The following is a 13797-nucleotide window of genomic DNA, read 5'->3' as shown; positions in this document are numbered from 1 at the left end:
CAGTGAAGTTACACGACTCTTTTCACAAACAACCTCACACTGTTGATCGCCAGCACCACATCGCTCAACCCCATTACCAATGCTCCGAAAGTTGGAGTTAATAAACCGAATGCTGCAACCGGAATGGCAACGATGTTATAACAGAATGCCCAGAATAAATTCTGTTTGATGGTGATGAATGTATGCTTACCTAACCCGAGAGATAAAGGCAGATTTTTTAATCCATGGTTCATCAAAACTACATCGGCTGTTTGCATGGCAACCTGTGATGCTTCGCTTAATGAAATACCAATGGTTGCCTTTGCCAACGCCGGTGCATCATTAATACCATCGCCCACCATGGCAGTAGGAGTTATTTTATTCAACCGCTCAATTACTTCTAATTTCTGTTCGGGTGTCTGTTCGGCAATTACTTCATCAATGCCGAGTTGTTTTGCAATCGCCTCACTCTTTGCTTGACGATCGCCACTGAGCAAAATAGTTTTAATGTTTTTGCTCTTGAGATACTGCACAATTGATTTTGCTTCTGCACGTACTTCATCTTTTACATCAACCCATCCAACTAATTTTCCATTTCTCAACACATACACATTATGTGTTTCATCTTTTGTTTCAGCTGCTGCAGCTTTGTAAGATCCAGCTATCCATTCAACACCTTCTTTTGTCACTGCTTTCATACCAAAGCCTTTGATCTCTTCAATAGAAGCCCATCGTTCATCTTTGTTTGTTTTCCATGAGGATGCAATGCAAGCTGCAATAGGATGATTCGAATATTTTTCAAGCGAGTAAACGATACGTTTGAATTCTGTGTCGTCAATGGAGAGTGATGAATGGTGAGTAAGTGACTCTGCCGTTTGCAGTCTCTCACCATGAGTAGCATAGCTATTTGCCAATTGACCATTAACAGCTGAATGTTGCGTATTCACCTTTGACCATTCATCATTGACCATCTTCCAGTCTGCCAACACAAAATTACCAGTAGTTAAAGTACCTGTTTTATCAAATACAACCTGCGTAATGTTTTTAAACAACTCCAGGCTTTTTGCATTACGAAATAACACTCCATTCTTTGCCGCACGACCTAGACCTACTGCAATAGCTGCAGGCGTTGCCAAACCCATTGCACAGGGACAGGCGATCACTAATACTGCAATGCTGCGCATTAGTGCAGGTGTAAATTCTTTTATAACGATCCAGTTAACAGCGAGTGTTACAAGTGCAATACCCAACACAATTGGAACAAAGATGGCACTGATCTTATCGGCCAATTGTTGTACAGGTGGTTTTTCGCCCTGCGCCTGTTTAACAAGATTCACAATATTTGAGAGTACAGAATCTTTTGCTGTGGCAGTAACCTGCGCTTTTACTGTGCCATCAACCAGAATACTTCCACCAATTAATTGATCTTTTTGTTTTTTGGTGAGCGGTAAACTTTCACCTGTAATGATGGCTTCATTCACCGTTGCTTCGCCCCAAAGTATTTTACAATCTGCTGGAATCTGTTCGCCGCTTTTAATGAGAATAAGATCACCAGTATGCAGCACTGTGTTTTCAACAGGAAATATCTGCTCATGATGCTGATCATCAAAAGCGATCATATTCGCCATTACTTTTTGGCTCTTTGCCAAACTGTTCAATGCACGTTGCGTCTGTTCAACGGAAGCATCTTCTAAATAATTGCCGAGAAACACAAGCGTAATGATGGTAGCCGCAGTTTCATAAAACAAATATTGCTCTGCCTGACCGGTTAATGTACCATACAAACTATATACAAACGCTGCTGTGGCACCCACTGCTACCAATACATTCATGTTTGGCATACCATTGCGGATACTTTTCCAAGCACTGCGGCCAAAGAAACTCATACCAATAACATATACCGGAATACATAAACCTAACTGTACCCATGGATTCATCAACCAATGAATGTGGATTATTTTCTCAAACATGTGCAGCATTAACACCAATGTAAAAGGAGCACAGAGTAGTACATAACGAAGAAACCTGTTCATCTTTTTCTTTTCTACAGGTTTTGCAGAAACACCATTGCGTTCTGCCACTTGATAGCCTAATGATTCAAGTCCTTCTTCGAGTTTGGCTGTATCTGTATTTTCAACAAGGTCAAACAATACTTCGCCGCTTGCCGGATTAGCCTTCACATTCTTCAAACCTTCTTTCTCAAGATATTTGCTGATCGTAAGGGCGCAATTGGCACAGGTCATTCCATCTACTTTCCAATTCATTGTTTCCATATGTTCATTTTTAATAGCCTTTGGTCACGCACTAAATCAATAAAAAATGATCGTCCTTTTGGGTAAAATAGCTTGATAATTTTTTATCAATATTTCCTACTGCAAAGTTACGGCAGGAGCGAAAGCCCGTCAATCAATATCTTTGCAACCACTATTCATTTTAACAGTGCAACTAACGTTCTCATTACAAAACATACGGGAGGCTGCGGCGCAAGTGTGGCAGCAATTGCAGCAGTATAAAGTGTGGGCATTTGAAGCACCCATGGGTAGCGGAAAAACAACCTTTATTCATGCTTTGTGTGATGTGTTGGGTGTGCGTGATGCTGTTGGCAGTCCCACTTTCTCCATCATCAATCAATATCAATCGTCTGATGGGAAAATGATCTGTCATCTCGATCTGTATCGTATGAAAGATGAGGAAGAGGCCATCGAGGCAGGAGTGGAAGATGTGCTGTACAGTGGTGATCTTTGTTTGGTCGAATGGCCTGGCAAAGCAGCCGATCTGTTTCCTGATGATACTGTCTATCTCTCAATTGAGGTGATTGATGCAAACACAAGGAGAATAACTGCTAAAGTTCCAAAGTAGTTTTGTAATTTGGGTACTTTCTAAAAAACCAACAGGCAGCGATTGTATGGCGTTATCAAAACCAATAGTGAGTGCATCGTTCAGTTACGAGACATTAGAAGAAAAATTAGATATTAAAGCAAAAGGTGCTCAGTTGTTCATCGGTATTCCCCGTGAACAAATGTTCCAGGAAAATCGTATTGCCCTTACACCGGAAGCAGTAAGTGTGTTGGTGAGTAACGGTCACAGGGTGATGATCGAATACCTTGCAGGTGAAGGATCGCATTTCAGCGATAAAGATTACAGCGAAGCAGGTGCTAAAATTGCCTACGACCGCAAAGAAGTTTACCAATGTGATATATTGATCAAATCGGCTCCCGTAAGTGAACAGGAACTTGAACTCCTTAAACCGGGCCAAACGATTATCTCACCTATCCATCTTGCGGTGATGAAGCCGGAGATACTCGAAGGGATGATGGAGAAAAAGATCACTGCTCTCTCGTTCGAAAATCTGAAAGATGATTCAGGACACAATCCCATTGTTCGCAGTATGAGTGAAATTGCCGGTAGTGCTGTGATGTTGATAGCAGGTCAGTATCTCAGCAGTTTCAATAGCGGCAAAGGTGTGTTGCTGGGGGGTATCAGTGGTATTCCTCCAACAAAAGTAATTATCATTGGTGCCGGTATTGTGGGTGAATATGCAGCACGTACAGCATTGGCCATGGGCGGCAGTGTAAAAGTGTTTGACAATAATATTTATAAGCTGAAGCGGATGCAAACGGCGATTGGTCATCGTATGTGGACCTCCGTTGTTGAACCGAAAATTTTAGCAAAGCAGTTGAAGACCTGCGATGTAGCAGTTGGTGCGTTGTCATCGATTGGTGGTGCAAGAAGCGCCATTGTTGTGAGTGAAGAAATGGTGGCAGCTATGCGACCGGGTAGTGTGATCGTTGACGTTAGTATCGATCGGGGTGGTTGTTTTGAAACGAGTGAGGTCACCAGTCATGAAAGTCCCATCTTCATTAAACACGGTGTTATTCATTATTGCGTTCCGAATATCCCCAGTGGTTTTGCACGTACAGCTTCCACAGCCATCAGCAACGTGTTGATGCCATTGTTGCTCGAAATTGCAGATGAAGGCGGATTGGAAAAATTACTCTGGCATAAACTGAATATCCGGAATGGTATTTATCTCTTCAAAGGATCGCTTACTAATTTTTATCTCAGTCAACGATTTGATCTCAAGTATACCGATCTGAATTTGTTGATTGCGAGCAGGGGGTAACTCAATTTGAAAATTGTGAACGGTCACAATTTTATTTATAATCTTCTCTCTCCGGCATAAACACATCAATCACTTTACAATTGCTGAGTGCCTTGCCGCCATGCTTGATATTGCCGGGAATAGTTACCACTGCGCCTGCAGTCAGCACTTCTTTTTTTCCATCAACTGTTAATTCAAATTCGCCCTCCACAACATGCATGATTTGCTCATGAACATGCGAATGTTCGGGAATAGGAGAGTTGGCAGTAATATCCCAGAATGCAATAGTAGATGTGCCGGTATGAATGAATTTCCCGTTATAACCCGGAAACATTTCTTTCGATGAAATCGAATTGAGATGATGGAAGTACATGAGTTGATTATTTATAATCCATGATGTTGAGCTTGTGATTGCAGAACTTATATTCCACTTCATCGTTACTGCTTACGATAACCAAACGGTTAGCACAATGATCATTGATCAAACGATGGTATAAGGAAATGCCATCTGCATCTAAATTAGTACAAGGTTCATCTAATAACACAACAGGCACATAACTTAAAATGGCTTGCGCCAGTTTAACACGTTGTTTCATGCCACTGCTGAAGTTACGGAGTTGTTTGTTGCTAGCTTTTTCCAGGCCAAGTAATTGGATAATACTCTTTGGTGTAAACGAAGAAAGAAAAGATTTGAACGACTGATGAAATTCAAGGAACTCGATCAAGGTCATTTCTTCGGGCAGTTCAAGATAAGGAGCCGCAATGCCTATGTGTTGATGATGATGTTCTGCAGCAATGTTTTTGTCTGCATTCATAAAATCAACTTTTCCTTCTGAATGCTGTACTGCACCTGCAATGACCTGTAGTAAAGTTGATTTGCCTGAACCGTTGTTGCCGGTTATGGCATATGCATCAGCATCTGTAAATTCGTAAGTAAGGCCTCGAAAGATCCATTCCCTGTTATATCGCTTACCGGCATCAGAAAGCAATATCTTCATCGCCGCCGGTTTGTGATTTACGTTTGATAACACCGATCTCCGATTTCTTAATAAATCCGAGAATTTCATCTCTTGTGTCCGTAATTGGCAACATTTGTTCAATCAGCTCAACTGCTTTTGATACAATATGTTTCTCCACAAAAAGAATATGATAGATCTTGAAAATTTCTTCAATCGTTTCTTTGCTGTAACCTCTGCGGCTTAAGCCTACGTTGTTAATGCCTACATAGCTCAATGGCTCACGTGCTGCTTTTACATAAGGTGGAACATCTTTTCGGATGGCACTCATTCCTGCAATGTAGGAGTGTTTACCAACATGTGTAAACTGGTGAGCTGCGCTCATGCCCCCGATAATAGCATAATCATCAATCGTAACATGCCCTGCTAATTGTACTGAGTTGGCAAGAATAACATTGTTGCCAACAATACAGTCATGTGCAACATGGGCATAAGCCATGATGAGGCAATTGCTACCAACTTTTGTTGTGTTCTTATCGGTTGTACCACGGTGAATGGTTACACATTCACGAATGCTGGTGTTATCACCAATTTCAGCCAATGTATATTCTCCACGATATTTCAAATCCTGTGGAACAGCACCAATCACTGCACCAGGAAAAATGCTGCAATTCTTTCCAATGCGTGAAGCAGAAAAAATGGTGACGTTGCTCATAACATGAGTCCCATCTCCAATTATTACATCATCATGAATAACGGTAAAGGGGTCAATCGTAACATTGTTACCGATCTGAGCGTTGGGGTGTATATGAGCAAGATTACTAATCATTCTTTGTTCGTTTTACGATTTGAGCAGTAAGATCTCCCTCACATACCACTTTGCTGCCCACAAAAATGGTTCCCCTCATTTCAACGATCCCCCTTCTGATTGGATTTTTTAATTCCATTTTTAAAATTAAGGTATCGCCGGGTACAACTTTCTGTTTGAATTTACAATTATCAACTTTCAGAAAATAAGTATCGTATTTGTCTTCTGTATCTTTTGGTATTGCCAGTAAACCACCACATTGTGCCAAAGCCTCCACTTGTAACACACCAGGCATTACATAGTTGCCTGGAAAATGTCCCTGAAAATAGGGCTCATTGTAAGTTACGTTCTTTACGCCCACAATATAGGTATCGGTCAACTCAATAATCTTGTCAACCAATAAGAACGGGTACCGGTGCGGAAGGATTTTTTCAATCGCTGTTACATCATGCACCGGTGGTTTATCAGGGTGATAAACTGGAACATTTACTTTGAACCGGTTCTTTTTGATGTGCTCCTTGATCTTACGGGCAAACTCCACATTACTTGCATGGCCTGGACGGTTGGCAATGATATGTGCTTTGAAAGGCATACCAACTAATGCAAGGTCACCTACAAGATCCAGCAGTTTATGACGTGCAGGTTCATTTGGGAAACGTAACTGCAGGTTGTTAAGATAACCTTCGCTGGTAACCGCAAACTTTTCTTTGCCGAATGCTTTTGACAGTGTTTCTAATTGCTCATCACTCACGGGCTTATCAACCACAACAATAGCATTGTTGAGATCGCCGCCTTTGATGAGATTATTTTTTAAGAGAAACTCCAGTTCGTGGAAAAACGAAAAGGTTCTGCACGACGCAATTTCGTCGTTAAACTCACCGAGATTACTCATTTGTGCATGCTGTGTACCAAGCACAGGAGAGTTGAAATCAATCAAGGTATTGATGCGGAAAGTATCTGCCGGCATGGCAACCATTTCCACTTTCTTATTCTCATCAAGAAAATAAATATTATGATCGATCGTGTACCATGTTTTGATGGCATCCTGCTTTTTTCGTCCAACTTTTTGCAGTGCCTCCACAAAAGGTTGAGAACTGCCATCAAGAATCGGGGTTTCCGGTCCATCTATTTTTATCAGCACATTATCCACTTCGCAGCCGGCAAATGCAGCAAGCAGGTGCTCTACTGTACTAACAGAAGCTCCATTATTTGAAAGGGTGGTGCTGCGGTTTGTTTCTATTACAAAATCCACATCAGCCTTTACTGTTGGCTGTTCAGGAAGATCGATACGCTGAAAAATAATGCCTGTATTTGGTTCGGCCGGTTCGAGGGTCATATTTACCGGAGCCCCCGTGTGGATGCCCACTCCGGATATGGTAATTGACTCAGCCAGTGTATGTTGGTTGGTATGCCCGTTGCCGTTACTCTGATTCATGGGCACGAAAGTAATAAAAAAGAGGTGAAACGACCGTAAGCGTGCAACTGCCTAAATACTTTCTTTTTCAGTCATCAATTGTTTGATGAGCAATTCCAGTTCAGCAATGCGCTTTTCAAGATCGGGAAGGTTACGGAAAATGGCTTGGCTACGCAGCGTACTGGTATAATCGAAGGCCGGTGACCCAGTTACCACGCTGTTTGGCTGCTTCATTGATTTGCTCACACCACTTTGGGCATTTATGCGACTGCCGTCAGCAATAGTGATATGACCAACAATACCTGCCTGTCCCCCAATCATTACACGGTTACCGATCTTGGTACTACCGCTGATGCCCGTTTGGGCAGCAATAACGGTGTAAGTGCCTATTTCTACATTATGAGCAATCTGAATGAGATTATCGAGTTTGGCCCCGTGATGAATAATGGTTGACCCCATGGTGGCCCTGTCGATGGTGCAATTTGAACCAATCTCTACCTCATCTTCAACCAGCACATTACCGATCTGCGGAACCTTTTTATAGGTGCCGTCGGGCTGTGGAGCAAATCCAAACCCATCGCCACCAAGTACGGTGCCGGCGTGAATGATCACTTTCTTTCCAACAACGCAATCATGGTAAATCTTAACACCAGGGTGGAGAATGCTGTTATCGCCAATCACTACGTTATTACCCAGAAAACAGTGCGGGTGCACTTTTACATTCTTCCCCAGCTTTACATTTTCCCCGATATAAGTGAAAGCGCCCACAAAAACATTTTCACCAATACTGGCCGATTTGGCTACAAATGATGGTTCCTGAATGCCCACCATTTTTTGTTCCATGATCTGTTCGTAAGCCTGCAGCAAAGTAGCAAAGGCACTATAAGCATCAGGCACACGAATTAATGTAGCTGCAACAGGCTCTCTCAGCTCCAGTGCTTCATTAATGATAATTACTGATGCACCGGTGCTGTATAAATAATCTTCGTATTTGGGATTGGCTAAAAAGGCGAGTTGACCGGCAACTGCTTCTTCAATTTTATTGAAAGAATTTACTGTTGCGTTAGGATTTCCCTCTACCGAACCTTTAATGATGAGCGCAATTTGCGAAGCCGAAAACTCCATGTATCCTGTCTTAATGTTTTAAAGTTACTTTCAAAAACGATGCGAAACAATCTTTTACTTTGCCATTTGTGCACTTTTTACTGAAGTGCAGGCCGACAAAGATAGAACTTACGAACGGGGCTGGCGATAGCTTTATGGATCAAACCATACTCTATTTCTGATATATCTTTAACCGTTCCGTCTTTATAAAGAATATTGATATGCTCGTTGCCGGGGTTGTACATCCTGTTTTCGGCAATGCCGTTAAACACAAAATATCCAACTTCTTCGCTGTTTAACGACAATTGTTCCATTGCCTTTCGCTGCACGGCTTCAATTTCTTTTTCGTTAAACGGCTGCATCTGCAGTTTTGTTTTAAGCATATTACGGTTTAACAACCACTGGCTGAGCGTGCTTAATACTTTATCAGGGTGGTGCATCCATTTTTTGATCGATGCCAATACATCATAATCATCCAGTTCGCAAAATTTAGCCAGGTTATTTCGGATAAACGTGGCGGATTGTGTCGTACGAAGAAATTCATCCAAAATAGGATTGGATGAAAACGCCCCCGTTTCCTCTTTTGCCAATACCCTTGCACGGTCAAGTATCTTCACAAGCATATTTTCTGCGCTCAATACTGTTTTGTGGAGGTAAGCCTGCCAATACATCAATCTGCGGGCAACAAGAAATTTTTCAATACTGTACACTGCTTTTTCTTCCACCATCAATTCGTTATTATGCACAACCATCATTTTTATGATACGGTCGTAACCAATTACGCCTTCGCTCACCCCGCTATAAAAACTATCACGGGTGAGGTAATCCATTCGGTCAACATCTAACTGACTGCTGATGAGCTGATGCAAAAAAAGTTTGTGATATGTGCCTTTAAAAATGGAGATAGCCAAGTCAAGTGCCCCGTTAAATTCTTTATTGAGATGTTCAAAAATGAGTAAGGAGATTTCTTCGTGATGCACATCTTCGATCAACACATGTTCCAATGCATGACTGAAGGGACCATGGCCTACATCATGCAGTAATATTGCCAGTTTTGCTGCCTGCTCTTCTTCTGCTGTTATTTCTACACCCTTGTTTCTTAATTCTGTTAACGCCTGGCACATAAGATGGTAAGCACCCATGCTGTGATGCAATCTTGTATGTACCGCACCGGGGTAAACTAAATGTGCCATTGCCATTTGATGAATACGGCGTAAACGCTGGTAAAAAGGATGGGAGAGTATTTTATAGATCAGCTCATCATCAAACGTGATAAAACCATAAACCGGATCATTTACTATTTTCCTGAATTTCATTGTTAATCTGTTAAATATCAAGGCAGCAAGTGTGCAAAGGTAATGGCTTGTGGTCTGAAACTTGTACCTTGAGCACTTAACTTTTGTTTTAAACCAATAAGCATGGCATTAGCAAAAATTCTTTGGGTTGATGATGAAATTGAAAGTCTGCAATCACAGAAACTCTTCCTCGAAAATAAAGGCTACGAAGTACATACACTCACCAATGGGTTTGATGCCATTGACTATGTAAAAGAAAACTTTGTTGATGTGGTGTTGATGGATGAAACTATGCCAGGCATAACCGGTTTGGAAACATTGACGAAGATCAAAGAAGTCAATCAATCAATACCTGTTGTACTCATCACCAAAAATGAAACGGAGAACCTGATGGACGATGCCATTGGTTCACAAATCAGTGATTATCTTATCAAACCGGTTAATCCAAACCAGGTATTGCTGAGTTTAAAAAAGATCATTGATAACAAAAGATTGGTGAGCGAAAAAACAACATCTGCCTACCAGCAACAATTCCGGAATTTGTTCATGGCACTCAACAGCAATCCCAATTACAATGAGTGGATGGATATTTATAAAAAACTTGTGTATTGGGAACTGGAGATGAGCAAGGCCGATAGCCCGGAAATGAGTGAAGTATTGCAGCAGCAAAAAAGCGAAGCCAACAATGAGTACTTCAAATACATTTCAAGGCATTATGCAAGTTGGTTGAAACCAAAATCGGCGGAAGCGCCCATTATGAGCCATACCTTATTTCAGTTTAAGGTGTTGCCTCACGCTGAGAAAGGAGTGCCGTTGTTTTTTATCCTTATCGACAACCTTCGTTTCGATCAATGGAAAGCTATTCAACCAATTTTTGCTGAGAACTTCCGCATAGCAGAAGAAGAATCATTCTATGCAATTCTCCCAACAGCAACACAATACAGTCGCAATGCTATTTTCAGTGGTTTATTGCCTGTTGATATTGAAAAGAAATTCCCCAAACAATGGAAGAATGATAATGATGAAGGCGGAAAGAACCTGCATGAAGAAGAATTTTTCAGAGAGCAGTTAAAGCGATTGGGAAAGGGTGATTTGAAAGTTTCCTTTACCAAAGTATTGAACCATCATGCAGGCCAGGAATTGGTGAATAATATTCATAACCTGTTGCAGAATGATATCAATGTGATAGTTTACAATTTTGTGGATATGCTCAGTCACGCACGCACCGAAATGGAAGTGTTGAAAGAACTGGCAAATGATGAAAAAAGTTACCGCAGCATTACCACCAGTTGGTTCGAACATTCGCCGCTTAACCAGGCGTTGAAAAAGATCGCTGATAAGAAGATCAATATTGTTATGGCGACTGATCATGGAAGTATCCGTGTACAGAAACCATCGAAAGTGATCGGCGACAAAGAAACAACTACCAACATTCGTTATAAGCACGGCCGCAATCTCAACTTCGAACCAAAAGAAGTATTGGCTTTTCGTGATCCTGCTGAAGCCGGTTTGCCCATGCCCAATGTGAATTCGTCGTTCATTTTTGCAAGAGAAGATATGTATCTCTGTTATCCGAATAATTACAACTATTATGTGAACTATTACCGTAATACGTTTCAGCATGGCGGCGTGAGTTTGGAAGAAATGATCATTCCGGTGGTGAGGATGACGAGCAAATAACAGAAAATACGAATTAAAAAGTACGAAAGCCCGACTGTGGAAAAGTCCTTTCCGGTGAAACAGGTTATGAGCAGCAGTAACGGTAAATTTGCAACGAACTAAAGATCCCTTCGGGGATTGGGCATGAAACTGAATCAAACAACATTAGATAAATTAGAAGATGTGCTTGAAGAAAGCGGCTACGTTGTGCGTTACGAACGTGGTACTTTCCAGAGTGGTTATTGTATTCTTGAGCAGAAGAAGGTAGTGGTGCTCAATAAATTCCTGATGCAGGAAAGCCGTATCAACACCTTGCTCGAACTTATTCCACAAGTGAACATCAACTTCGATGCGCTCACAGCCGGTTCACAAAAGCTTTATGAAGAAGTAATGGCATTGGCTGAAGCAAAAGCAAATGCTACAAATGACGAATCATAAATGAAGAATGAGAAATTAAAAATGAAGAAGATAAATCACTATGAACGGTACTTTTTCATTTCTCATTTTCAATTTTTCATTTATAAATTTACCCGGTGAGTTATCCTCCCATCAAAATCACTTTTTTAGGAACAGGCACCAGCAGTGGTGTGCCAATGATCGGTTGCGATTGTGAAGTATGTACGTCAACTGATCCAAAGGATAACCGTCTTCGCAGCAGCATTATGGTTGAAACAGCAGAAACAACCATTATTGTTGATACCACTCCTGATTTCCGTTATCAGATGCTTCGGCTTGGAATAAAAAAAGTTGATGCCATCATTTTTACACACCCACACAGAGATCATATTGCAGGTTTAGATGATGTACGTGCATTTAATTACATCAGTCAAAAACCAATGAAGGTGTACTGCAATTACCTCACAGAAGAAGCACTGCGTCGTGATTTTTATTATGCGTTTTCAGATACCCGTTACCCGGGTGTTCCTGAGATCGATCTTCATACGATCACAGAAGAACCGTTTACAATCAATGATCTTAACATTCAACCTGTTTTGGTTTGGCATATGAAAATGCCGGTCTATGGATTTCGTTTCGGACCGTTTACCTATATCACCGATGCGAATTATATTGAAGAAAACGAAAAGCAAAAGATCAAAGGCAGTAAGGCAATGGTGTTGAATGCACTTCGAAAAGAAAAACATATTTCACATTACAATCTTGAAGAAGCTGTTGAACTTGTGCAGGAATTGGAAATTCCGGAAGCATATTTCACACATATCAGTCATCAGTTAGGTTTACACGCAGCAATTACTAAAGAATTACCCTCAGGTATCCATCTGGGTTATGATGGATTAGTGCTGAATTTATAAGAAACTACCCGCTTTGTAGTATTTCATTTTCCTTGCTCAACTGCTATTTTAGAGGTATGCAGTTTACCCAAACCAAATGGGTGAAGGAATACTTCTCCTTCACAAAAAAAGAACGTAATGCCATCATCATCTTAGGATCATTGGCGTTGCTGTTCTCCCTTTTGCCTACTCTTTTCCCGTTTCTTGTAAAAAGTGATATTGAATTGGTAGTTGATACTGCCGCACAACGTGAGCTGACCGCACTTGAAATATTGCCTGATAAAAATGAACAATCCACTGCTTCTTATTCCGATGCTGATCTTTATCAACCAAAGGAATCAAGATTTGAAAAATACAGGCGGGAAAAAACAGCAGGTGAGTTGTTTGCATTTGATCCCAACGCAGCAACTGCCGAAGAATGGAAGCGTTTAGGTTTGCGGGATAAAACCATTCAAACGATCCTTAAATACAGAACTAAGGGTGGGAAGTTTTATAAAGCTGCAGACCTGCAACGGATTTATGGTTTGCATTCGGATGAGTATAAAAGGTTGGCGCCCTATATTCAAATTGAAACAATAGCAAAACCTGTCAGGGAGCCGGCAATCGTTTCGAATGAAATTAAAACCGATCGAAAGGAATACAATGCAGCTGTTGTTGATATTAATCATGCAGACACAACAACCTGGAAACAGCTGAAAGGAATTGGCTCAGCTTACGCAAGGCGCATCGTTAACTTTCGTACGAAACTTGGTGGGTTTGTTTCCATAGAACAGGTTGGGGAAACTTATGGTTTGCCCGATTCTGTTTTCCAGAAAGTGAAACAGCAATTACGACTTGGCAGCTCATCCATCAACCAAATTGATGTGAACAATTCCACAGTTGAACAGTTAAAAGCACATCCGTACATAGGTTTTTCCGTGGCCAATTCCATTGTGCAATACAGGAGCCAGCATGGTAATTTCTCCACAATTACCGATCTGCAAAAAATCGGTGCCATCGATGAAGCACTTTATCGGAAAATCAGTCCTTATCTTACAGTAAAGTAAGGGGAAAATTTTCTTCCCTATTTTTTGCTAACATATGTTAGTGTTCGCCTATATTTGCAGTGCCGTTTCGATTGATTGCTACATGTAAAACAGTTGAGTCATGGTGCTGGTTTGAGAGTCAGTTCATGGCTCAACTTATTTTAAT

The 13797-nt window shown here is 41.2% G+C and carries 13 protein-coding genes; 6 read left to right on the top strand and 7 right to left on the bottom strand.

Features of this window, described 5'->3' with window-relative positions; translation table 11 throughout:
- Positions 1-8: 8 nt before the first annotated feature.
- Positions 9-2252 (bottom strand): heavy metal translocating P-type ATPase, encoded by a 2244-nt coding sequence (locus tag H4075_RS17345; RefSeq protein ID WP_182802085.1) that lies wholly within the window; start codon positions 2250-2252, stop codon positions 9-11.
- A 142-nt stretch (positions 2253-2394) separates the two neighbouring features.
- Between H4075_RS17345 and tsaE the strand changes: the two genes are divergently transcribed.
- Positions 2395-2838 carry a tRNA (adenosine(37)-N6)-threonylcarbamoyltransferase complex ATPase subunit type 1 TsaE gene (gene tsaE, locus H4075_RS17340; protein ID WP_255460220.1) on the top strand — a complete coding sequence of 148 codons (444 nt, stop codon included), beginning with the start codon at positions 2395-2397 and terminating at the stop codon, positions 2836-2838.
- A gap of 46 nt (positions 2839-2884) precedes the next feature.
- Complete coding sequence (locus tag H4075_RS17335) at positions 2885-4102, top strand: alanine dehydrogenase (protein WP_182802084.1); 1218 nt, start codon at positions 2885-2887, stop codon at positions 4100-4102.
- A gap of 31 nt (positions 4103-4133) precedes the next feature.
- Here H4075_RS17335 and H4075_RS17330 read toward each other — a convergent pair whose 3' ends face one another.
- The 6 genes from H4075_RS17330 to H4075_RS17305 all read right to left on the bottom strand — a co-directional run bounded on the left by H4075_RS17330 (position 4134) and on the right by H4075_RS17305 (position 9679).
- Positions 4134-4454, bottom strand: coding sequence for a cupin domain-containing protein (locus tag H4075_RS17330; RefSeq protein WP_182802083.1), 321 nt, complete (start codon positions 4452-4454; stop codon positions 4134-4136).
- A gap of 7 nt (positions 4455-4461) precedes the next feature.
- Positions 4462-5079 carry an ABC transporter ATP-binding protein gene (locus tag H4075_RS17325; RefSeq protein WP_182802082.1) on the bottom strand — a complete coding sequence of 206 codons (618 nt, stop codon included), beginning with the start codon at positions 5077-5079 and terminating at the stop codon, positions 4462-4464.
- Positions 5060-5866, bottom strand: a complete 807-nt coding sequence (gene lpxA, locus H4075_RS17320) for an acyl-ACP--UDP-N-acetylglucosamine O-acyltransferase (protein WP_182802081.1) — start codon at positions 5864-5866, stop codon at positions 5060-5062. Before lpxA ends, H4075_RS17325 begins: the two co-directional genes overlap by 20 nt.
- The gene (locus H4075_RS17315; RefSeq protein ID WP_182802080.1) at positions 5859-7280 is read right to left on the bottom strand and encodes a bifunctional UDP-3-O-[3-hydroxymyristoyl] N-acetylglucosamine deacetylase/3-hydroxyacyl-ACP dehydratase; all 1422 of its coding nucleotides are present in this window, start codon (positions 7278-7280) and stop codon (positions 5859-5861) included. Before H4075_RS17315 ends, lpxA begins: the two co-directional genes overlap by 8 nt.
- 51 nt (positions 7281-7331) lie before the next feature.
- Complete coding sequence (lpxD, locus tag H4075_RS17310; protein WP_182802079.1) at positions 7332-8384, bottom strand: UDP-3-O-(3-hydroxymyristoyl)glucosamine N-acyltransferase; 1053 nt, start codon at positions 8382-8384, stop codon at positions 7332-7334.
- A 77-nt stretch (positions 8385-8461) separates the two neighbouring features.
- The gene (locus H4075_RS17305) at positions 8462-9679 is read right to left on the bottom strand and encodes an HD domain-containing protein (RefSeq protein WP_182802078.1); all 1218 of its coding nucleotides are present in this window, start codon (positions 9677-9679) and stop codon (positions 8462-8464) included.
- A 102-nt stretch (positions 9680-9781) separates the two neighbouring features.
- Between H4075_RS17305 and porX the strand changes: the two genes are divergently transcribed.
- The 4 genes from porX (at position 9782) to H4075_RS17285 (ending at position 13652) form a co-directional block, all read left to right on the top strand.
- Entirely contained in the window at positions 9782-11338 is a 1557-nt protein-coding gene (gene porX / locus H4075_RS17300; protein WP_182802077.1) for a T9SS response regulator signal transducer PorX, read from the top strand.
- A 123-nt stretch (positions 11339-11461) separates the two neighbouring features.
- A complete protein-coding gene (locus H4075_RS17295; RefSeq protein ID WP_182802076.1) occupies positions 11462-11755 on the top strand; it encodes a hypothetical protein in 294 nt (97 codons plus the stop codon).
- Positions 11756-11850: 95 nt separating this feature from the next.
- A complete protein-coding gene (locus tag H4075_RS17290) occupies positions 11851-12627 on the top strand; it encodes an MBL fold metallo-hydrolase (RefSeq protein WP_220494782.1) in 777 nt (258 codons plus the stop codon).
- A 56-nt stretch (positions 12628-12683) separates the two neighbouring features.
- Positions 12684-13652, top strand: coding sequence for a ComEA family DNA-binding protein (locus H4075_RS17285; RefSeq protein ID WP_182802075.1), 969 nt, complete (start codon positions 12684-12686; stop codon positions 13650-13652).
- Positions 13653-13797: the final 145 nt, after the last annotated feature.

The organism is Lacibacter sediminis (assembly GCF_014168535.1).
In the GTDB taxonomy this organism is placed as follows: Bacteria; Bacteroidota; Bacteroidia; order Chitinophagales; family Chitinophagaceae; genus Lacibacter; species Lacibacter sediminis.
The sequence above is the reverse complement of the archived record's forward strand: the minus strand, read 5'-3'. Positions and strand labels throughout refer to the sequence as shown.